Here is a 20757-nt window from a genome sequence, read left to right on the forward strand (position 1 = left end):
CCCGATGAAGATCGGGATCATCGTCGGCGTGCTGATCGCCGCGGTCTTCGCCGCGGTGGTCACCACGAGCACGGTCACCAAGGTGGTGACCGACCATGTCGAGGCGCAGTCGGGCGGGGTCGTCAAGACCTCCTGCGACGCGTCGATCGGGCCGACCCTGCCGGGGCAGACCGATCGCGGTTCTTCGGACATCAGCAAGCTGGACGAGGAACAGAAGGGGATCGTCGCGCTGATCATCTCGATCGGCAAGCAGCGCACGCTGTCCCCGCGCGCGTGGCAGGTGGCGATCCAGGCCGGGATGACCGAGTCCAAACTGCGGAACCTGACCTACGGCGACCGCGACTCGCTCGGCATCTTCCAGATGCGGCCGTCGATGGGCTGGGGCACCGTCGCGCAGGTCACCGACCCGCCGTACCAGGTCAACAAGTTCTTCGACGTGCTGCTCGCGGTGCCGGACTGGGAGAACATGCGGCCCGGCGACGCCGCCCAGCGCGTCGAGCGGTCCGGGTTCCCCGACCGGTACCACAACTGGGAGCCGATGGCGGCGCTCCTCGTGCAGAACGAGGGCCAGATCGTCGACGTCGTCGGCTGCGGGACGAGCGTCGGCAGTGTCGTGCCGCCGAGCCAGGCGGCCGCGCAGGCCATCAAGTTCGCCCTCGCCGAGCAGGGCAAGCCGTACATCTGGGGCGCGACCGGTCCGAACAGCTACGACTGCTCCGGGCTGATGCTGCGGGCCTACGAATCGGCCGGGATCATCCTGCCGCGTGTTTCCCGCGACCAGTACAAGGCGGGCGCGATGCTGCCGGTGCGTCAGGCGCAGCCGGGTGACCTGCTGTTCCTCGCCACCGTGCCGTCGAACCCGGCGACCATCCACCACGTGATGATGTACCTGGGTGACGGCAAGATCGTCGAAGCGCAGCAGACCGGGGTGCCGGTGCACATCCGCGACTTCTCCTTCGACGAGGCCGAAGTGGTCGCGCAGGCGGTCCGTCCTGGCGTTTAGCATGGTGAAAGCGTGGTATCGCGATCGCGGGACCATCCGATTCACCCGAAGTGGCGGCCTGTCCACCGGCGAGCGGCCGCACACTGGCAGAGGATGAAGAACGTGGCACGGAAATTCGGAAGGCGAGGCAAGCCCGCGGCGGGGAACGGCCCGGAGGTCGATCCCCGCGATCTCTTCGGCACCGCCCAGTCCGCACGGCAGGCGGCGCGGCCGGCGTCGAGCACGCCGCTGGCCGATCAGCTGAACCAGGGCTGGCCGGGTGTCGACCCCGGTTACGTCGTGTTGCCGCGTTCGCTGGCCGAGGGGATGTCGCTGCCCTGGCAGCAGCAGATGGCCGCGTTGCTGGCGCAGTTCCACCAGGAGAACGGCAGGCTCGCCTGGCCGATCTACCGGGTCGTCCCGTCGCGCTACGAAAAGCTCGTCGACCTCGACGAAGAGCAGCTGGCGGAGGCCGGCTACCTGGTCGAGATGGACACCGAAGGCGAGATGATCTACCGAGAGCGCAGTGGGCGAAAGGTCGAAGATCCGGCGAACACCACTGTGCTCGTCTCGTGCCTGGACCCGATCCCGAAGCCTTCGCAGCGCCAGGCGCCTCCGCCGCCTTCGCAGGCCGCGCCGCCCGCGACCGGGCAGCCGCCGCGCGCTCCGGCGCCGATGAACATCGGACCCGCGCCGGTGTGGCGAACGGTCGCGCCGCCTGCCGGGCCGCCCGCTCCGCCGTTGCCGGGCAATCACGGGGCTCCGCAGGCTGCCGCGCCTCAAGCGCCCGCACCGCAAGCCCCTGCGCCCCAGGCGCCCGCGCCTCAGACTCCCGCGCCCCAGGCGCCCGCTTCTCAGCAGGCGCCCGCGCCTCAGCCGCCGGTGTCCCAGGCACCCCCGACCCAGCCGCCGGTGTCCCAGGCGCCGCCTCCGCTGCCCCAGCCCAGCCGGATGCAGCCGCCGCCGGTCAGTGCCCCTCCGGCCACTCCGGAGGTGCCACCCGCCGCGGCGAGCCAGGCAGAGCCGGAGCCGCCCGTGAGCCCACCCGACCCGCCGGTCACGGCGCCGCCGTCGGCCGCGATGCCGGCGTCACCCCCGCAGGGGATTCCCGTCGCGCCGGAACCGGTGACTCCGCCGCGTGGTGTGCCGATGCACCGGGGCTGGTTCGACGAGCTCGCCGAGAACGTGCCGGAAAGTTCGAAGGTGGATCAGCCCGAGGGTGGCGAGTTCGGCCCGACCGGCGATCCCACGGAGATCCCCTACCGCTATCGCAAGTGATGACAGGACGTCCCGGTGATGTCAGGCTTGGCGTATGTCGAGCGACCCGAACCCGGATCAGGGCTGGTACTTCAACACCAAGACGAACCAGGTCGAGCACCTGGAACGCGGCCGGAGCATCGACCTCCTCGGCCCGTACCCGGACGAGGCGACGGCCAGGCGCGCCTTGGAAATCGCCAAGGAACGCACGAAGCAGGCCGACGCCGAAGACGCCAAGTGGAACGGCGACTGACCCGCTCGTGAGTGGCGTTTCGGGTTCTAACCCGAAACGCCACTCACGACCACCTGGACCGATCGGCCGCGCTCACGTGATCGAATCAGGCGTCCTGACCGGCGAGGGCCGGTCCCAGCACGAACTCCGGGTCCACCTGGGCCGTGAGGTCTTCGCCGGCCCGCCCACTGCCCCACGCCCGCGCGTTGCGCAGGTGGAACTCGACGCCCTGCCGCTGATAGCGGGCCCAGTCGCGCCGCTCGCCGTCGACGGTCGCGAGCATCGAGCCCAGCGTCCCGAGGTTGTGCGCCTCGAGTTCGCCGATCGGGCGCGCGCGGCCGCGTTCGGCGGCGCGGACGTGCCGCGAGTTCTCCATCCAGCCCAGCAGGGCGTCGCCGACCTCTTCGCGCAGGAACTCGATGTCCTCGTCCTCGGTCACCTTGTTGCCCACGACGACCAGCCGCACCCCGAAGTCCCGCGCGTAGTCGGCGTACTGCCGGTACACGCCGACACTGCGCACGGTCGGCTCGCACACCAGGAACGTCACGTCGAACCGCGTGAACAGCCCGGACGCGAACGCGTCGGCGCCCGCGGTCATGTCCATGACCACGTACTCGCCCGCGTCGTCGATCATGTGGTTCAGCAGCAGTTCCGCCGCGCCGACCTTGGAGTGGTAGCAGGCGACGCCGAGGTCGTCCTCGTCGAACTGCCCGGTGACGCCGAGCCGCACGCCGCCGAAGTCGCGGAAGCACGCCTCGAAGATCGGGTTGTCCTCGAACGGCCGGACCAGCCGTGACCCGCGCCCCGGCGGCGTCGTCTTGATCATCGAGGCCGCGTCGGCGATCCGCGGGTTGTCGCCGCGCAGGTACTCCTTGATCAGGCCCATGTTGTCGCCCAGCGTCGGCCACGCGATGGCCTCTTCCTCGCTCGCGCCGAGTGCGACGGCGAGGTGCTGGTTGATGTCCGCGTCGATCGCCAGTACCGGTTTCCCGTCGCCTGCCAGGTACGCGGTGAACAGCGACGCCAGCGTGGTCTTGCCGCTGCCGCCCTTCCCGACGAACGCGATCTTCACGCCACGGCCCTTCCTGTCGTTTTGAAAAGGGTATCGGTTTTCATTTCGGTCCGTAACGTACACCCGACCGGCCCGCACCCGAACGGGCGATCAACGGCGCCGGATCGGGATAGGGTTGGGTGGTGCCTCCACTCGTGATCAGGACACATGCGGCGGGAGGGGACTTCGGTCACCTGCGCGCCGAGTTCGCGCTGCCGGAGTCGTTCGGGCCCGACGTGCTCGCCGAGGCGGAGGCGGCGGTCGTCGACCCGCTCGAGTCGGCCGGGGAACGCGAGGACGCCACCGGCCTGCCCTTCGTCACCATCGACCCGCCCGGCGCCAAGGACCTCGACCAGGCGGTGCTGATCGAACGCGTCGACGGCGGCGGCTTCCGGGTCCACTACGCGATCGCCGATCTGGCCGCGTTCATCCCGCCGGGTGGTGCGCTCGACAAGGAGGCACGCCGCCGCGGGCAGACGCTCTACCTGCCCGACGGGAACGTGCCGCTGCACCCGCCGGTGCTGTCCGAGGGCGCGGCGAGCCTGCTGCCGGGGGAGACCCGGCCCGCCGTGCTGTGGACCATCGACGTCGACGCGCACGGCGAGCCGACGGCGACCAAGGTCCGCCGGGCACTGGTCCGGTCCACCGCGCAGTTCGACTACGAGACCGTCCAGGCCGCGATCGACGCGGGCGACCCGCATCCCTCGGTCGCCGCGCTGCCGGAGCTGGGCCGCCTGCGGCGCGAGCTCGCGATCCGGCGCGGCGCGGTCGAACTGCAGCTGCCGGAGCAGGAGATCAGCGGCGATCCCGACGGCGGCTGGGCGCTGATCCAGCGGCCGCGCAACGACGTCGACGCGTGGAACGCCGAGATCTCGCTGCTCACCGGCATGGCCGCGGCCAAGATCATGATCGACGCGAAGATCGGTGTCCTGCGCACGCTGCCGCAGCCCGATCCCGAGGCGGTCGAATGGCTCGGCCGGTCCGCGCAGGCCTTGAACATCGACTGGCCGGAGGGCAAGAGCGTGTCGGAGTTCCTGGCCGCGCTCGACCCCGGGCAGCCCGCGTCCATGGCGCTTTTCGCCGACACCACAAGGCTTTTGCGCGGCGCCGGGTACACCGCGTTCGACGGCGAACTGCCGGAGCTGACGACCCACGCCGGGATCGGCGGCGCGTACGCCCACGTCACCGCGCCGATCCGGCGGCTGGTCGACCGGTTCGCCACCGAGATCTGTCTCGCGGTGAGCGCCGGCCGCGAAGTGCCCGAATGGGTTCGCGCGGCGCTTTCGGAGGTGCCCGAACAGATGTCGGCGTCCGACACGCTGGCGGCCAAGGTCGAACGCGCCACCATCGACCAGGTCGAGGTCTGGGTGATGGCCGAGCACATCGGCGGCGAGTTCAGCGCGATCGTGCTGCGCGCGGAGGAGACCAAGGCCGAGATCCTGGTCGAGGATCCGCCGGTGATGTCCAAGTGCACGGGCGAGAAGCTGCCGGAAGGTGAGCGGATCCGCGTCCGGCTCACCGCGGTGGACGTCGACAAGCGGAAACTGTCGTTCGAGCGGGCATGATCGACGACCTCGGCGAAGTGGTCCCGCTGCGCGAACCGGCGTCGCGGGTGGTCTCGCTCGTGCCGTCGCTGACCGAGGCCGTCGAGGTGAGCGCGCCGGGACGGCTCGCGGGCGCGACGGACTACTGCACCCATCCGGTCGATCTGGACGTCCCGAGGGTCGGCGGCTCGAAGTACCCGAACGTCGACAAGGTGCTCGAACTCGAACCGGATCTGGTGCTGGCCAACTCCGAGGAGAACCGGCCGGAGGATGTGGAACGCTTACGCGCCAACGGAATCCCGGTCTGGGTGATGGAGGCGTCGGCGACCGTGCCCAGCGCGCTCGCCTCGATCCGGCGGATCCTGACGCAGGCCTACGACCTCGCCGAGCCGGAGTGGCTGGTCGAGGCGGAGGAGATCTGGCGGGAGACGTCGCCGGAGCGCTTCCGCGCGGTCGTGCCGGTCTGGCGGAAGCCGTGGATCGTGCTCGGCCGGGACACCTTCGGCGGTGACGTGCTGCGTCGCGTCGGAATCGGCAACGTCTACGCGGACCACGAAGAGCGTTACCCGCGTCCGAAGCTCGACGAGCTCCAAGCGCGCTTCGCGGCCGAAGAGGCGAACCTGCTCGTGTTGCCCGACGAGCCCTACGAGTTCACTGCCGACGACGGTCCCGAAGCGTTCCCCGGCGCGAAGCACGTCCTGGTCTCCGGCCGCTATCTGACCTGGTACGGCCCTTCGCTCGTCGAAGCCCACGCCCACCTCACGCATTTAGTCCTCTGAATGCGGTCATAGCGCATCCAGAGGACTAAATGCGGGGTGTCAGAGGGTAAGGCCGGTCAGGACGGTGACGCGCTCTTCGGTGAAGTCCGCCATCGCCGACGCCGGGCCTTCGCGGCCGACACCGGAGTCCTTCACGCCGCCGTAGGGCATCTGGTCGGCGCGGAAGCTGGGCACGTCGCCGACGAGCACGCCGCCGACCCGCAGCTTCGCGGACACGTCGAACGCCGTCGGTAGGTCACGCGTGAACACGCCCGCCTGCAGACCGAAACGCGAGTCGTTGATCCGGCGCACGCCGTCTTCCACCGAGTCCACCCGGGTGATCGACACGACCGGCCCGAAGACCTCGTCGGCCATCACCGACGCGTCCTCCGGCACGTTCGTGAGCACTGTCGGCTCGACGGTGGCGCCGTCACGCTTGCCGCCGGTCAGCAGCTCGCCGCCCGCTTCGACCGCCGCCGTGATCCACGATTCCACCCGGGAAGCGGCGGCGGTGTTGATCAGCGGCCCGACGTCCACGCCGTCGGTGCGCGGGTTGCCGGTCCCGAGCGCGCGCACCTGCTCCAATACCTTGGCCTGAAGTTCCTCGTAGACGTCGGCGTGCGCGTACACGCGCTGCACCGAAATGCACGACTGACCGGCCTGGTACATCGCGAACGTCGCGATCCGCTGCGCCGCGAAGTCCAGGTCCGTCCAATCAGGACAGACGAGCACCGCGGCGTTGCCGCCGAGTTCGAGCGCGACGTGCTTGCGCGGCACGCTGTCCCGGATCCCCCAGCCCACCGGCACGGAACCGGTGAACGACACGACCGGCAGGCGCGGGTCGGCCACCAGCTTGGCCGATTCCTCGTTGCTCACCGGGAGGATCGACCAGCTGCCGGCGGGCAGCTGGGTCTCGGCGAGGATCTCGCCGAGCAGCAACGCGGTCAGCGGCGTCGCGGGCGCCGGCTTGAGCACGATCGGCGCGCCGACCGCGATCGCCGGCGCGACCTTGTGCGCCACCAGGTTCAGCGGGAAGTTGAACGGCGTGATGCCCAGCACGGGGCCCTTCGGCACGCGGCGCACCAGCGCGAGCCGTCCGGTGCCGCCGGGGTCGGTGTCGAGCCGCTGCAGGTCGCCGGAGAACCGGCGGGCCTCCTCGGCGGCCCAGCGGAACGTCGACGCCGCGCGCCCGATCTCGCCGCGAGCCCACTTCAACGGCTTACCGGACTCGGCGGTGATCAGCTGCGCGATCTCTTCGGACCGCTCACCCAAAACTCGGGACACGTGGTCCAACGCGCCCGCCCGGACGTGCGCGGGCAGCGTCGCGAGCTCGTCCTGGACGTCGTGCGCGGCCTGGACCGCGGCTTCGATGTCCGAAGTGGACGGAACGTGGTGCGACCCGGCCTCGCTTCCGTCGAAGGAGTGGCGGACGACGACGGTCTCGTCGCTGGTGACCGGCTTTCCGGCTACCCAGTAAGGGAAGGTGGTCACTTGGAAGCCTCCGTGCGGACAGCGTGCTCGAGGACGGACAGGCCCTCTTCGAGCAGTTCGGTGGACAGGGACAGCGGCGGCAGCAGACGGACGACGTTGCCGTAGGTGCCGCAGGTGAGGGCGACGACGCCCGCCTGGTGGCAGGCCTGCGCGACGCGTTTGGTCAGGTCGGCGTCGGGTTCGGTGGTGCCCGGCTTCACGAACTCGGCGGCCAGCATCGCACCGCGGCCGCGGACGTCGCCGATCACGCCGGTCTCCTCGGCCAGCGCGCGCAGCCGCGGCAGCACCGTGTCCTCGATGCGCTTCGCCGACGCCGCGAGGTTCTCCTGCCGCATGATCTCGATCGAGCCGAGCGCCGCGGCACACGCGATCGGGTTACCGCCGTAGGTGCCGCCGAGGCCGCCCGGCGGGACGGCGTCGAGCAGTTCCGCGCGGCCGGTGACCGCGGCGAGCGGCAGCCCGCCCGCGATGCCCTTGGCGGTGGCGATCAGGTCGGGCACGACCTCTTCGTGGGTGGACGCGAACCACTCGCCCGTGCGGCAGAAGCCGGTCTGCACCTCGTCGGCGACGAACACGACACCGTTTTCGGTGCACCAGCGGGAAAGCGCGGGAAGGAAACCGGGGGCGGGCTCGATGAAACCGCCTTCACCCTGCACCGGCTCCAGCACGACCGCCGCGACCTGGTCGCCGCCGATCTGCTTCTCGATCCGGTCGATGGCGATCCGCGCGGCCTCGGGACCGGACAGGCCGTCGCGGTACGGGTACGACCCCGGCACCCGGTAGACCTCGGGCGCGAACGGGCCGAAACCGTGCTTGTAGGGGATGGACTTCGCGGTCAGCGCCATCGTTAGGTTGGTGCGGCCGTGGTAGGCGTGGTCGAACACGACGACCGCCTGGCGGCCGGTCGCGGCGCGGGCGATCTTCACCGCGTTCTCGACGGCTTCGGCGCCGGAGTTGAACAGCACCGAACGCTTCTCGTGCGTGCCCGGCGTCAGCTTGTCGAGCGCTTCGCACACCTCGACGTAGCCCTCGTACGGCGTGACCATGAAACACGTGTGCGTGAACCGACCGGCCTGCTCGCGGACGCGGTCCACGACGGCGGGGGCGGCGTGGCCGACGTTGGTCACCGCGATACCGGAACCGAGGTCGATCAGGACGTTGCCGTCGGCGTCGGTGAGCAAGCCGCCTTCGGCCGAGGTGACGTAGACGGGCAGCACCGAGCTCACGCCGGCGGCGACGACGGCCGCGCGTCGTTCCTGCAGGGCGCGCGAGGCGGGGCCGGGGATCTCGGTGCGCAGCCTGCGCTGCGTTGCGGTGGTGGCGGTCACGGCCAAACTCCTGCGGACGCGAGGGACGGGGGTCGCCCTCCAGGATGGGAGCCGCGCCCGGCGCCGTCAGCTCGACATCTTGTCGATATCGAGGCGTAGAGTTGGACAACATGGCACTGACCCTCGCCGCGCTCGTGGCCGAACGTTCGCTCGGCCTGCGGGTGCGCGCGGCCGAGGCGGCGCTCGACCGGCCGATCGGCTGGGTCCATCCCACCGAACTGACCGATCCGCAGGCCTTCCTCGAAGGGGGTGAGCTGCTGCTGACCACCGGTCTCGCCCTCGATGAGACCACGTCACCCGGGTACATCCGGCGACTGGTCGACGCGGGCGTGGCGGGGCTCGGATTCGGGGTCGGCCTCAGTCACGAGAGCATTCCTCAGTCCCTTGTGGACACTGCGGACGAGGTCGGGCTCCCGGTTCTGGAAGTGCCGAAGAAGACGCCGTTCATCGCGATCACGCGCGCGGTATCCCGTGCGGTCGCCGCGGACGAGTACGCGTCGCTCGTGCGCACCGGCAAGGGGCAGCAGGAACTGACGAGGACCGCCGTCGGCAAAGGTGGCCCTGGCGGGGTGGTGCGGAAACTGGCGAAGCTGGTCGATGGCTGGGTGCTCCTGCTCGATTCGGCGGGCCGGGTCACCGAAGCCTCGCCATCGTCGGCGCGTCCTTTTGCCGACGAGGTCCGCGAAGAGCTCGCGCGACTGCGTGCGGGCACGCTCGTGACGGCGGTGGGGGAGGACGAGGTGGTGCTGCAGACGCTCGACACTCGGGCGCGTGGCGTACTCGTGGTCGGGACAGCCGGCTCGCTGGATGCCGCGGGTCAGCACATCGTCAACACCGCGGTCTCGCTACTTTCTCTAGCGCTGGAACGGAATCGTGAGCACGTGGCCGCTCTTCGGTACTTGCGCACAGGTCTGTTCGACCTCTTGGTGGGCGGTCAGGACGAGCTCGTGATGAGTGTCCTTTCCACCGTCTGGGGCGGTGCGCCGGACGCGCCTTGGCGAGTCCACGCCTTCGTGGGGCCGCCAGGGACGAGGCAGGCGTTTCACGCTCTGCTGGAGGCGGAAACCGAGTCGAACGAGGTGTTCTTCGCGCACTCGGGTTCCGCGGTGATCGCCGTGACGATCGCGGATCCCCGCGTCTCGGAGAAAGTGGTGCGGCTCGCGGGACGGGTCGGTGGAATGCACGGCGGCTCCTCGGAAGTCGTCGCCATCGCCGAGTTCGCGTTCGGTGCCCGCCAAGCCGAACAGGCGGCAGGTGTGGCGAAAGCCAGGGGAGTGGAGTTCGTCCCTTATGCCGACCATGCCGGACGCGGCTTTCTCAGCCTGGTCGATTCCCAAGCGGCGCAAGCCTTTTCGGACAGCTTGCTGGCGCCGCTACGGCACCACGACGAAACCGGCCGAGGCGAACTGGTCGCCTCACTGACCTGCTGGCTCGAACACCACGGTCACTGGGATCTGGCGTCCGCGCGGCTCGGCGTCCACCGGCACACCCTGCGCAACCGCATGCGCAAGGTCGCCGAACTCACCGGCCGCGACCTCGATTCCCCTGGCGTGCGCGCCGAATTCTGGCTCGCGCTGCAGGTCAGCGCTCGGACCTGACCAAGGCGATCGGCGAGTCCCCGCAGCGGCGCAGCTGAGCGCCGGTCTCCGTCGTGACCGGCTCCGCGCCGGCGGACCACCACGCCGGGACGTCGACCTCGCGGACCAGCGAGCCCGTCGCCTGCCGCGCGTTGTTCGACACGATCACCCTGCCCTGCGCGTTGACCAGCGCCGCGCGGCCGCCGAGGGCGCGCAGCTTCGGCTGCAGCAGGCGCTCGACCTCGCGCACGTAGATGTCCGCGCCGACGACGCCCGCGAAGGCCCCGTCGCGCTGGACGGGCGCGGTGAAGGTCAGCGTGTATTCGTCGGTGCAGAGGTAATCGACGTACGGGCCGTTGATGTGGCGGCGGCCCGTGTCACGCGGGACGGTGAACCACGACTGCCGGGTGTAGTCCAGGAAGTTCTCGCTGTCCGGATCGAGGCTGATGACCAGTTGCGCCGGCTCGGCGTCGCCGGTCTCGGTCCACCATTCGAAGCCGAATTCCTGATCGGCCAGTGCGTTCGGCGCGCTGATGAACCCGGCGCCGACGACCAGGCCGCCGAGGACCTCGAAGACCTGCGGCCGGAGACGGGTCAGGTCTTCCGCGGTGGCATCGGCGGATGCGGCCAGGAGCCCCTCGGCGCCGGCCAGTACCGGCTTCAGCCGGCCGAAGACGTCTTCGACCAGGGCGGATACCTGTTCGACGACCTCGGAACCGGCGGACGGTGTGTCGTTCACGATGCTCACCTCGGATGCGCGGATGTCGCAGCTTAAGGGGCCAGAAGGTCTAAATGCACGTCCGCCAGCCGGTCTATCGCTTCGAGGATGTGCTCCTCGGTGAGCTTCCTGGCCAGCTCGCCGTCGCCCTGTGCGATGGCGGCGGCGATCGCGCGGTGTTCGGCGTAGGCGTTCTCGCGGGTGCCGTGCGGCTCGAGCGGAAGCCACAGCAAACCACCACGTTCGCTCTGCAACTGCACTTCTTCCCTGGTCAACCGCGGCGATTGGGCGGCCGCGGCGACTTCGAGATGGAACTGGCGCTCGGCACGCGACGCTTCCGCGCCGGTGGCGGTGCGGATGTCCTCGGTCGCCAGTTCGAGCCGCTCGATGTCTTCGGGCGAACTCCGCTCGGCGGCGAGTTTGGCCGCCGAGCCCGCGATGGCGAGGTAGTGATCGCCGACGTCGCGAAGCTCGGACAGCGAGACCGTGCGAAGGCGCTCTCGCCACGAAGCGGCCGAAGGGTTGGCAGGCGTCTTCACGAAGCTTCCGCCGCCTCGGCCGCGTCGCGTCTCGACAAGACCCTGCTGTCGCAAGGCCACGAGCGCTTCGCGGACCGTCACGGTGGAGACGCCGAACTGGGCGGCCAGCTCGGCTTCGCTCGGCAGCTGTTCCGAATCGGCCAGCAGCCCGAGCGTGATGGCGTCGACCAGCCGCGAGGTGACCGCTTCCGCCCGGCCGATCTGGTCGAGCGGAGCGAACATCGCTGATCGCGCGCTGTGCGACATCCCCTTACGCATGGTGGCCCTTCGCCCGTACCGCTACCCGATGGAACCAATCTTGCACCATCGTCTTGTCATTTAACCTATGGACTTATATGTTTTAGCTCCCGCGCCGCCCCACAAGGGAGCAGGGGACCTTTGCTACCACCTCACGCCACCAGGCCCCTGGAGGTCTCGTGCAGCAGTTGAAGCACTTCATCGGCGGTGAGTACACCGGATCCGCGTCGGGCAAGGTCGCCGACGTCGTCGATCCCGTCACCGGCCGCCCGTATTGCACCGCCGCCGTCGCCGGCCCCGAAGACGTCGATCGCGCGCTCAAGGTCGCGGCAGCCGCCTTCGAAACCTGGCGCGAGACCACACCCGCGCAGCGGCAGCTCGCGCTGCTGAAGATCGCGGACGCCGTCGAAGCCCGCGCGGACGACCTCGTCCTCGTCGAATCGGCGAACACCGGCAAGCCGGTCGCGCTCACCGCGGCCGAAGAACTGCCGATGATCGTCGACCAGTTGCGGTTCTTCGCGGGGGCCGCGCGTGTCCTCGAAGGACGGTCGGCGGGCGAGTACATGGAAGGACATACCTCTTTCGTCCGCCGAGAACCGATCGGCGTGTGCGCGCAGGTTACGCCGTGGAACTATCCGCTCCTCATGGCGGTCTGGAAGATCGCGCCCGCGCTCGCCGCGGGGAACACCGTGGTGCTCAAACCGGCCGACACGACGCCCGCGTCGACGCTTCTCTTCGCCGAGATCTGCGCCGGATTCCTGCCCCCTGGCGTGCTCAACGTGATCTGCGGCGATCGCGAGACCGGGCGGGTGCTCGTCGAGCACGAGATCCCCGCGATGGTGTCCATCACCGGTTCCGTGCGAGCCGGGATCGAAGTCGCCGCTTCGGCCGCGAAGGACGTTAAGCGCGTACACCTCGAACTCGGCGGTAAAGCGCCCGTAGTCGTCTTCGCGGACGCCGACATCGAAGCGGCCGCAGAAGGTATCGCGGCCGCTGGCTACTTCAACGCGGGCCAGGACTGCACGGCGGCGACGCGCGTCCTGGTCGCCGACGAAGTCCACGACACCTTCGTCGCGGCTCTCACCAGGCAGGCGCGGGCGACCACCACCGGCAAGCCCGACGACACGTCGGTCAGCTACGGGCCGCTCAACAACGTCGCCCAGCTCGACCGCGTCGCCGGTTTCGTCGACCGGCTGCCCGCGCACGCGATAGTCCACTGTGGAGGTAAGCGGTATGGGGACGAGGGTTACTTCTACGAACCGACGGTGATCTCCGGCGTCCGCCAGGACGACGAGATCAGCCAGACGGAGATCTTCGGCCCGGTCATCACCGTGCAGCGCTTCGAGACCGAAGCCGAAGCGCTCGCCGCGGCCAACGGCGTCGAGTACGCGCTCGGGTCGTCGGTGTGGACCACCGACCACCAGCGGGCGATGCGGCTGGCCGGGAAGCTCGATTTCGGCTGCGTGTGGATCAACACGCATATCCCGCTGGTCGCCGAAATGCCGCACGGCGGCTTCAAGAAGTCCGGCTACGGCAAGGACCTCTCGCTCTACGGCCTCGAGGACTACACCCGCGTCAAGCACGTGATGAGCGCGCTGTGACGACCACCGAAAGGCACGCCATGCCTCATCAAGCGCCCACCGCCGCCGCGGGGGAGCAAGGGACCTTTGCTACCACTTCCGCAGGTGGAGGCGACAATCCGGCCATCCGGCTGCGCGGCCTGCGCAAGGAGTTCGGCCAGGTCCACGCGGTCGACGGCGTCGACCTCGACATCCCGCCCGGCGAGTTCTTCTCGATGCTCGGCCCGTCCGGTTCCGGCAAGACGACCGTGCTCCGCATGATCGCCGGTTTCGAACTCCCGACGTCGGGCACGATCGAACTCCACGGCCGCGACGTCAGCCGCCTCGCGCCCTTCGACCGCGACGTCAACACCGTCTTCCAGGACTACGCGCTCTTCCCGCACATGACCGTGCAGCAGAACGTCGAGTACGGCCTCCGGGTGAAACGCGTCCCTCGCGCGGAGCGCCGTCAGCGCGCGAAGGAGGCTCTCGACACCGTCCGGCTCGGCGAGTTCGGGGAGCGCAAACCCGACCAGCTCTCCGGCGGCCAGCGGCAGCGGGTCGCGCTCGCCAGGGCACTGGTCAACCGGCCCAAGGTGCTGCTGCTCGACGAACCGCTCGGCGCGCTCGACCTGAAACTGCGCCACACCATGCAGACCGAGCTGAAGCAGATCCAGCGCGAGGTCGGCATCACCTTCATCTTCGTCACCCACGACCAGGACGAGGCGTTGACGATGAGCGACCGCATCGCGGTGTTCAACGCCGGCCGCATCGAACAGGTCGGCTCACCGGTCGAGGTCTACGAGCGGCCCGCGACGGCGTTCGTCGCCGGCTTCGTCGGCACCTCGAACCTGCTCAGCGGCGGGGGCGCCGAGAACATCATCGGCAAACCCGGTGTATTCAGCATCCGCCCCGAGAAGATCCGCATCGACGCCGATCTCTCGAAATCCGCCGAGGTCGGCGAGACCAGCGCCACCGGCACCGTCACCGACACCGTCTACGCCGGCGCGACCGTGCGCTACGAGGTCACGCTCGACGCCGGTGGCCAGCTCTCCGTGGTCCGGCAGAACACCGCCGAACCCGCGGACTTCGAAGGCGGCCGCGTCCGCCTGAGCTGGCGGCACGAACACAGCTTCCGCGTCCCCGAAGCCGGTTAGTTCTCCCCCTGTACCGAAAGGTTGTTCAATGAAGAACAGGAAACTCGCGCTCGCCGGCCTGCTCGGCGCCGGCCTGCTCGTGGCCGCCTGCGGAACGTCCGGATCCAGTTCGACCGCCGCCGCGCCCGGCGGACAGGGGTTCACCCCGCCGAAGCTCGACGCGCTCGCGCAGCTCGGCCAGCCGGAAGGCCAGGTCAACGTGCTGGCCTGGCCCGGTTACGCGGAGAACGGCTCCAACGACCCGGCCGTCGACTGGGTCACCGGCTTCGAGAAGGAGACCGGCTGCAAGGTCAACGTCAAGGCGTTCGGCACCTCCGACGAGGCCGTGAGCCTGATGAAGACCGGACAGTACGACGTCATCTCCGCCTCCGGTGACGCTTCGCTGCGGCTCATCGCGTCCGGCGACGTCGAACCGGTGAACACGGCGCTCGTCCCGAACTACGCCGACGTCTTCGACTTCCTCAAGAACCGCCCGTGGAACAGCGTCAACAATGTCTCCTACGGCGTGCCGCATGGCTGGGGCGCGAACCTGCTCACCTGGCGCACCGACAAGGTGACCCCGGCGCCGACGTCGTGGTCGGTCATGTTCGACGCGAACAGCCCGTACAAGGGCAAGATCTCGGCCTACGACTCGCCGATCTACATCGCCGACGCCGCGCTGTACCTGCAGACGCACAAGCCCGAACTCGGGATCAAGAACCCGTACGCCTTGGACGACAAGCAGTTCCAGGCCGCCGTCGATCTGCTCAAGCAGCAGCGCCCGATGGTGGGGGAGTACTGGTCGGACTACCTGAAGGAAAGCCAGGCGCTCAAGAGCGGCGACGCCGTCGTCGGCACCGCCTGGCAGGTGACGGTGAACCTGACCAAGAGCGAGGGCGCGCCGGTCGAGTCCGTGCTGCCGTCCGAAGGCGCGACCGGCTGGTCGGACACCTGGATGGTGGGCGCGAAGTCGCCGCACAAGACGTGCTCCTACAAGTGGCTGAACCACATCGTCAGCCCGAAGGCGAACGCCCAGGTCGCCGAGTACTTCGGTGAATCGCCGTCGAACCCGAAGGCGTGCGCCGAAACCAAGGACAAGAAGCACTGCGAGACCTACCACGCCGGTGACGCCGCGTACGCCTCGAAGATCCAGTACTGGACGACGCCGATCACGCAGTGCCTCGACGGCCGCACCGACGTCAAGTGCAAGGACTACGGCGAGTGGACCCGCGCCTGGACCGAGATCAAGGGCTGACCTCCCGACTCCGGGAGCGGCCGGTGGGCCCCCCACGCCGGCCGCTCCCGGTCCCATCTCAAGGCGGAAGAAGATGACGACCACCCTTGACTCGCCACGGCGGAAAGCCTCCGCCTACCTGTACCGCAAACCCAAGCTGCGCCTGGGAATCCTGCTCTCCGCGCCGATGCTGTGGCTCGGCCTGGCCTACCTCGGCGCGCTGGCCGCGTTGTTCGTGACCGCGTTCTGGAGCACCGACGTCTTCACCGGCCAGGTCGTGACCGAGTGGTCGCTGAACAACTTCGTCACCCTGTTCAGCGACGCGGTGTATCGCACGATCACCCTCCGGACGGTCGGGATCGCCGCGCTGGTCACGGTGGTCACCGCGATCATCGCCTTCCCGATGGCGTTCTACATGGCCAAATTCGCCTCACCCAGGGCACGGCGGCTGCTGGTGATCGCCGTCATGACCCCGCTGTGGGCGAGCTACCTGGTGAAGGCCTACGCGTGGCGGACCATGTTGTCCGGCAACGGGGTTCTGCACTGGCTGCTCAACCCGTTCGGCCTCGACACCCCCGGCTACGGCGTGCTCGCGACCGTGATCACGCTGTCGTACCTCTGGCTGCCGTACATGATCCTGCCGATCTGCGCGGGCCTGGAGCGGCTGCCGAATTCGTTGGTGGACGCCGCGAGCGACCTCGGCGCCCGGCCGTTCCGCACGTTCCGCTCGGTGGTGCTGCCGGTGACCTTCCCGGCCGTCGTCGCCGGCTCGATCTTCACGTTCTCGTTGTCGCTGGGCGACTACATCGCGGTGAAGATCGTCGGCGGCACGTCGCAGATGCTGGGCAATGTCGTCTACGACAACATCGGCGCGGCCAACAACCTGCCGTTCGCGGCGACCGTCGCGACCGTGCCCGTGGTGATCATGCTCGCCTACCTCGCCGCCGTGCGCCGCACGGGCGCGCTGGACAACCTGTAGGAGCGTGCGATGCGGCTTTCCCGGACGACCAAATACCTGCTGCTCGCCGCGCTCGTGCTCGGCCTCGGCGTCATCTACTTCCCACTGCTCGTGGTCCTGCTCAACTCCTTCAACGCGGACACCACCTTCGGCTGGCCGCCGTCGAGCTTCACCCTCGAATGGTGGAGCCGGGCCGCGGAGAACGAAGGCGCGCTCAACGCGCTCGGCACGAGTGTCCAAGCAGGACTCGCGGCGACCGCGATCGCCCTGGTACTCGGCACGATGGCGGCCTTCGCGCTGCAGAAGTACCGTTTCTTCGGCCGCAACCAGGTGTCGCTGCTGATCATCCTGCCGATCGCGCTGCCCGGTATCGTCACCGGTATCGCGCTGAACAACGCCTTCCGCACGATCCTCGGCATCGACCTCGGCCTGTTCACCGCGATCGTCGCGCACGCGACGTTCTGCATCGTGGTGGTGTTCAACAACGTCGTCGCCCGCCTGCGGCGGATGGGCGGCAACCTCGAAGAGGCGTCGATGGACCTCGGCGCCGACGGGCTCACGACGTTCCGGCTGGTGACCTTCCCGATGCTGCGTTCGGCCCTGCTGGCCGGCGGTCTGCTCGCCTTCGCCCTGTCGTTCGACGAAATCATCGTCACGACGTTCACCCTCGGGACCGGGCTGGAGACCCTGCCGATCTGGATCCTGAACAACCTGTTCCGGCCGAACCAGGCCCCGATCGTCAACGTCGTGGCGGCGGTGCTGATCCTGGCCTCGACGGTGCCGGTCTATCTGGCGCAACGGCTTTCCGGCGACACGACGTCGGGCGGACGGCTGTGAGAAAACGCCGGTGCGGCTCGAAAGCCGCACCGGCGTTTTCACTCAGTACCGACGGTCCACCACCGCGCCGGTCGCGGCGGTGAAGACGATGTAGCCGTTCTGGAAGTCACTGCGCTTGCCACCGGGAACGTCGTACTCACCACTGGTCGGGAAGCCGAGGTACGAGGTCTCCCAGCCAAGCTGCCGCCAGCGGTTGCGGATCGCGCCACGGACGTCGAACGCGGTGCTGGTGCCGAACCGCCAGTAGATCGAGTGTTCCTCGTTCCCCTTGCGGAAGTGGTTGTACTTCCCGGCGCCGTTCGGCGTCCAGGTCTCGTCGGTGGTCGGATAGCCGAGCCCGTTTTCCCAGCCGACGGCCGCCCACCGTTCGCGGATCCAGCCGTGGACCTCATAGGCGCCCGTCGACGGCGTCCAATAGATCGAACCGACCTGGCTGAAGTGGTTGTACCTGCCCACACCGTCCGGGGTCACGGACTCGTCGGTGGTCGGGTAGCCGAAGTACCGTTCCCACCCGAGTGCCTTCCACTTCTCCCGGATCGCGCCCAGCACGAAGTGCGCCCCGGTCTCCGCCGTCCAATAGATCGACGAATTGACGAAGTGGCTGTACCGGCCGACACCGTCCGGGGTCGCCGCCTGGTCGGTGGTCGGGTGGCCGAGAACGCCTGCTTCGGATCCGGTCTCGACCCACTTCTCGCGGATGGGGCCGTAGATCACGGCCGCCCCGGAATCGGGTGTCCAGTAGATCGTCCCGGCACCGGTCGTCGGTCCGCCCGCGAAGTGGCTGAAGCGCCCGTTCCCCACTTTGCCCGGGAATTCGTCCACGGTCGGAGCGCCGAGAAAGGCATGCGCGCCCAAAGCGATGTACTTGTCGTGGATCCGGCCGTAGACGGCGGTCACCCCGGTTTGCCAGGTCCGGTAGAGCCGACCGTTGGCATAGGCCTGCCAGCTTCCGGGGCTTTCGATGACCTCCCGACCGACGACGGCGCCCAATGTCGTGCGCAGGGCGGAATCCTCCGAGTAACGCTTTTCGATGGGAGACAGGTAGTCCGCCCGGAGTGTGAGTTCCCCGGCCGGCATCCGGATCTCCCGGTGGGTATTGGTGCCGAAGCTGTCCGCCCACCGCCGGAACCCCGCCCCGTCGAGTGCGGTGTGCGGAGCTGAGAGCTTCAGCGGAGCGCCGGCGGTCACCAGGCGGTTCGCACTCCGGCCCGGTTCGACGGTGATCTGGGCCGGGTGGTTACCGACGACCGTCAGCCGCACGAGGCGAGGCTGAGCCACATAGCGTGCCTTGGCCACGACGTTTCGGCCGTTCGTCACGGTTCCGGTGATCACGACGCTGCTGTCGGTCTCCTCCGGGAAATCGAACTTGAACGGCGATCCGGTGCCGGTCCGGACCAAAGTGACGGTGCAGCTGCTGTCCGCGGGGCAACGACGTTTCTCCGCCGTCCAGCTGACGGTGATCGGACCGTCGACGGGATCGTCCGATTCCGCGGTCAAGGCGACCGTTTCTTGCGACGAGAACACGGTGCCTTCCGGCGGAGGGATGAGTGTGACCGTCGGACCGGCCATACCGGGGGTGATCGTCTGGCTCGAACTCGACACGACGCCGTGGAGGTCCTTCACGGTCAGGGTGGCGGTGGTCACGTCCGCTGTGTCGTAGGCGTGGCGCACGGTGCGTCCGCTGCCGGTCCCGCCGTCACCGAAGTCCCACTGATAGGTGAGGTGGTCGAAGTCCGGGTCCGTGGACAGACTCGCGTCGAACGAGACCGTGCGCGTGGCGGGATCGATCGTGGTGGTGAAGTCCGCCAGCGGCGCCTTGTTGCCTGGGCGGTAGCTCAGCCGACGGAGAGCCGAGCTGTCCGCGTCAGCCAGCACGATGTCGCCGTTGGGAGCTGTCGTGATCGAGACGGGACTCCCCAGCGCGGAGGCGAAGACGGCGGGCGAGTTCACGGATTCCGCCGAACTGTTGAATCTGAACGTCGACAGGGTTCCCGCGCCCTTATCGGCCACGAAGTGGCGTTCGCGGTATGTCTCGGGGTACGACTCACCGCTGTAACGGATGGCGCCGCTGACCGTGCCGCCGGCGCTCTGGCCGATCTCGAACCGCGGCGCGGTGTTCGTGATGCCGGCGCACCCGGGAAGGGCTTGATAGCCGGGTGTTTGGGAGTTCCCTTCCCAGCACGGCCATTTCGCGCTCTGCCCGGGGAACGCGATGTTCACCTCGTGAGGTGCGGTCCGGCCGGTGTCCGTGACCACGACACCGCCACGCGGGTCGAGCGCGACGCGCGGATCCCGCAGGCCGCTCAAGTAGTTACGGCTTCGCCAGGAGGCGCGCTCGGTGGGGTCGTAGAAGGGGTTGTCCGCGACGCCGAGTCCGCTCGGGTCCACGCGCAGGATCTTCCCGGTGGGCTGGTTCGGATCCAGCGCACGCAGGGCGAACGTGTCGACGGTGCCGTCAGTGGCGTTGTCGCCGACCGCGATCCAGATGGCCTTGCCCGTCGGATCCACCGCGAGGTCTTGGATTCCCCTGGTGTCGGAGTTCGCGGAGAACTCGAGGACCACCGACTCGTCGATGAGCGCGGTGGGCGAATCGGCCCCTTGTGCTTGCCATTTGCTGACCCGAAACACGCGGTCGCCGCTGCCGACGGTCAGTGCTCGTGCGGTGTAGAGCGTCCGGCTCGTGGCGTAGTCCGGGGCCACCGCGATACTCGTCAAACCGAGTGAACCCCCGGTGTAGACGGGAATCGAAGCGACTTCGTTCGACTGCCCGCCTGCGGACGTCCACCGTACGGAGCCGCTCTTGCCAGTGGTCAAGACGCTGCCGTCGGGGAGGTACGCCGCGTCGGTGAGTTCACCAGGCTGCTGCCCGGACGGCAGATCGAGCACCACGAACCCGTCCGGTAACGCCGGTGCCGCTGAGGCGACCGGCGCCGTGACGACCGTGACGCCGAGTGCGGTCAAGCCGGCCGCCGCGGCGGCGATGGATCTTCGAATACGCATGGGACCTGCCTTCTTCGGACGAAGAGGGCTCCCGTCGGCGTGAGATCGCGCGCAGGCCGAAGCGAAGGTACGTCGCGGCCACGGCATGGTGCCACGCGACGATCAAGACACCCGGATCCCCCCAAGGACGATGATCACAGGGAACGCTATTGGTCTGAACCCTGCTTGTCATCGGCCATTCGCATGTCAACGTGGAACTCGTCGGAGGGAGCCGGCCGGTCCGAAGTGCCGATGCATCCTGCCGCCCGCCGCGGCGGCGGTTCCGCGAGGCGATCAAATCTTCACGAGGACACAGGGAGGTTCCTCGTATCATGCGGGA

Annotated in this window: 17 protein-coding genes; 11 read left to right on the top strand and 6 right to left on the bottom strand. The window is 68.9% G+C overall.

What is annotated here, in order from left to right:
• Positions 1-4: 4 nt before the first annotated feature.
• The 3 genes from AB8M46_RS17950 (at position 5) to AB8M46_RS17960 (ending at position 2492) form a co-directional block, all read left to right on the top strand.
• Positions 5-1003, top strand: a complete 999-nt coding sequence (locus AB8M46_RS17950; RefSeq protein ID WP_037331962.1) for a C40 family peptidase — start codon at positions 5-7, stop codon at positions 1001-1003.
• 93 nt (positions 1004-1096) lie between these two features.
• Positions 1097-2260, top strand: coding sequence for a hypothetical protein (locus AB8M46_RS17955; RefSeq protein ID WP_394360799.1), 1164 nt, complete (start codon positions 1097-1099; stop codon positions 2258-2260).
• A 34-nt stretch (positions 2261-2294) separates the two neighbouring features.
• Positions 2295-2492 (top strand): hypothetical protein, encoded by a 198-nt coding sequence (locus AB8M46_RS17960; protein ID WP_007035345.1) that lies wholly within the window; start codon positions 2295-2297, stop codon positions 2490-2492.
• A gap of 85 nt (positions 2493-2577) precedes the next feature.
• Here the strand turns inward: AB8M46_RS17960 and AB8M46_RS17965 are convergent, their stop codons facing one another.
• The gene (locus AB8M46_RS17965) at positions 2578-3543 is read right to left on the bottom strand and encodes an AAA family ATPase (RefSeq protein ID WP_125695573.1); all 966 of its coding nucleotides are present in this window, start codon (positions 3541-3543) and stop codon (positions 2578-2580) included.
• Between the two features lie 134 nt (positions 3544-3677).
• Between AB8M46_RS17965 and AB8M46_RS17970 the strand changes: the two genes are divergently transcribed.
• Both AB8M46_RS17970 and AB8M46_RS17975 read left to right on the top strand, forming a co-directional pair.
• Positions 3678-5087: an RNB domain-containing ribonuclease gene (locus AB8M46_RS17970; RefSeq protein ID WP_350594568.1), complete on the top strand. Its 1410-nt coding sequence runs from the start codon at positions 3678-3680 to the stop codon at positions 5085-5087.
• Positions 5084-5845 (top strand): helical backbone metal receptor, encoded by a 762-nt coding sequence (locus AB8M46_RS17975; protein ID WP_394360800.1) that lies wholly within the window; start codon positions 5084-5086, stop codon positions 5843-5845. The genes AB8M46_RS17970 and AB8M46_RS17975 overlap by 4 nt, the downstream gene beginning before the upstream one ends.
• Before the next feature lie 39 nt (positions 5846-5884).
• Here the strand turns inward: AB8M46_RS17975 and AB8M46_RS17980 are convergent, their stop codons facing one another.
• Complete coding sequence (locus AB8M46_RS17980) at positions 5885-7315, bottom strand: aldehyde dehydrogenase family protein (protein WP_394360801.1); 1431 nt, start codon at positions 7313-7315, stop codon at positions 5885-5887.
• A complete protein-coding gene (gabT, locus tag AB8M46_RS17985) occupies positions 7312-8643 on the bottom strand; it encodes a 4-aminobutyrate--2-oxoglutarate transaminase (protein ID WP_394360802.1) in 1332 nt (443 codons plus the stop codon). The genes AB8M46_RS17980 and gabT overlap by 4 nt, the downstream gene beginning before the upstream one ends.
• A gap of 110 nt (positions 8644-8753) precedes the next feature.
• On the opposite strand from gabT, the gene AB8M46_RS17990 reads away from it, so the two are divergent.
• Positions 8754-10241, top strand: a complete 1488-nt coding sequence (locus AB8M46_RS17990) for a PucR family transcriptional regulator (RefSeq protein ID WP_394360803.1) — start codon at positions 8754-8756, stop codon at positions 10239-10241.
• On the opposite strand, the gene AB8M46_RS17995 is transcribed toward AB8M46_RS17990, so the two are convergent.
• A complete protein-coding gene (locus tag AB8M46_RS17995; RefSeq protein ID WP_394360804.1) occupies positions 10225-10959 on the bottom strand; it encodes a cache domain-containing protein in 735 nt (244 codons plus the stop codon). The genes AB8M46_RS17990 and AB8M46_RS17995 overlap by 17 nt on opposite strands.
• Positions 10960-10991: 32 nt before the next feature.
• The gene (locus AB8M46_RS18000) at positions 10992-11735 is read right to left on the bottom strand and encodes a FadR/GntR family transcriptional regulator (protein ID WP_037331950.1); all 744 of its coding nucleotides are present in this window, start codon (positions 11733-11735) and stop codon (positions 10992-10994) included.
• Between the two features lie 158 nt (positions 11736-11893).
• On the opposite strand from AB8M46_RS18000, the gene AB8M46_RS18005 reads away from it, so the two are divergent.
• From AB8M46_RS18005 to AB8M46_RS18025, 5 genes are all read left to right on the top strand, one after another.
• Entirely contained in the window at positions 11894-13315 is a 1422-nt protein-coding gene (locus AB8M46_RS18005; protein WP_394360805.1) for a gamma-aminobutyraldehyde dehydrogenase, read from the top strand.
• A 20-nt stretch (positions 13316-13335) separates the two neighbouring features.
• Positions 13336-14430 (top strand): ABC transporter ATP-binding protein, encoded by a 1095-nt coding sequence (locus tag AB8M46_RS18010; protein ID WP_394360907.1) that lies wholly within the window; start codon positions 13336-13338, stop codon positions 14428-14430.
• Positions 14431-14458: 28 nt separating this feature from the next.
• Positions 14459-15664, top strand: a complete 1206-nt coding sequence (locus AB8M46_RS18015; protein WP_073847580.1) for an ABC transporter substrate-binding protein — start codon at positions 14459-14461, stop codon at positions 15662-15664.
• A 73-nt stretch (positions 15665-15737) separates the two neighbouring features.
• Positions 15738-16622 carry an ABC transporter permease gene (locus AB8M46_RS18020; RefSeq protein WP_394360806.1) on the top strand — a complete coding sequence of 295 codons (885 nt, stop codon included), beginning with the start codon at positions 15738-15740 and terminating at the stop codon, positions 16620-16622.
• A 9-nt stretch (positions 16623-16631) separates the two neighbouring features.
• Complete coding sequence (locus AB8M46_RS18025; RefSeq protein WP_037331945.1) at positions 16632-17438, top strand: ABC transporter permease; 807 nt, start codon at positions 16632-16634, stop codon at positions 17436-17438.
• Between the two features lie 42 nt (positions 17439-17480).
• Here AB8M46_RS18025 and AB8M46_RS18030 read toward each other — a convergent pair whose 3' ends face one another.
• A complete protein-coding gene (locus AB8M46_RS18030; protein WP_394360807.1) occupies positions 17481-20438 on the bottom strand; it encodes a PQQ-dependent sugar dehydrogenase in 2958 nt (985 codons plus the stop codon).
• Positions 20439-20757: the final 319 nt, after the last annotated feature.

Source organism: Amycolatopsis sp. SB7-3 (assembly GCF_041021335.1).
GTDB classification, from domain to species: domain Bacteria; phylum Actinomycetota; class Actinomycetes; order Mycobacteriales; family Pseudonocardiaceae; genus Amycolatopsis; species Amycolatopsis japonica.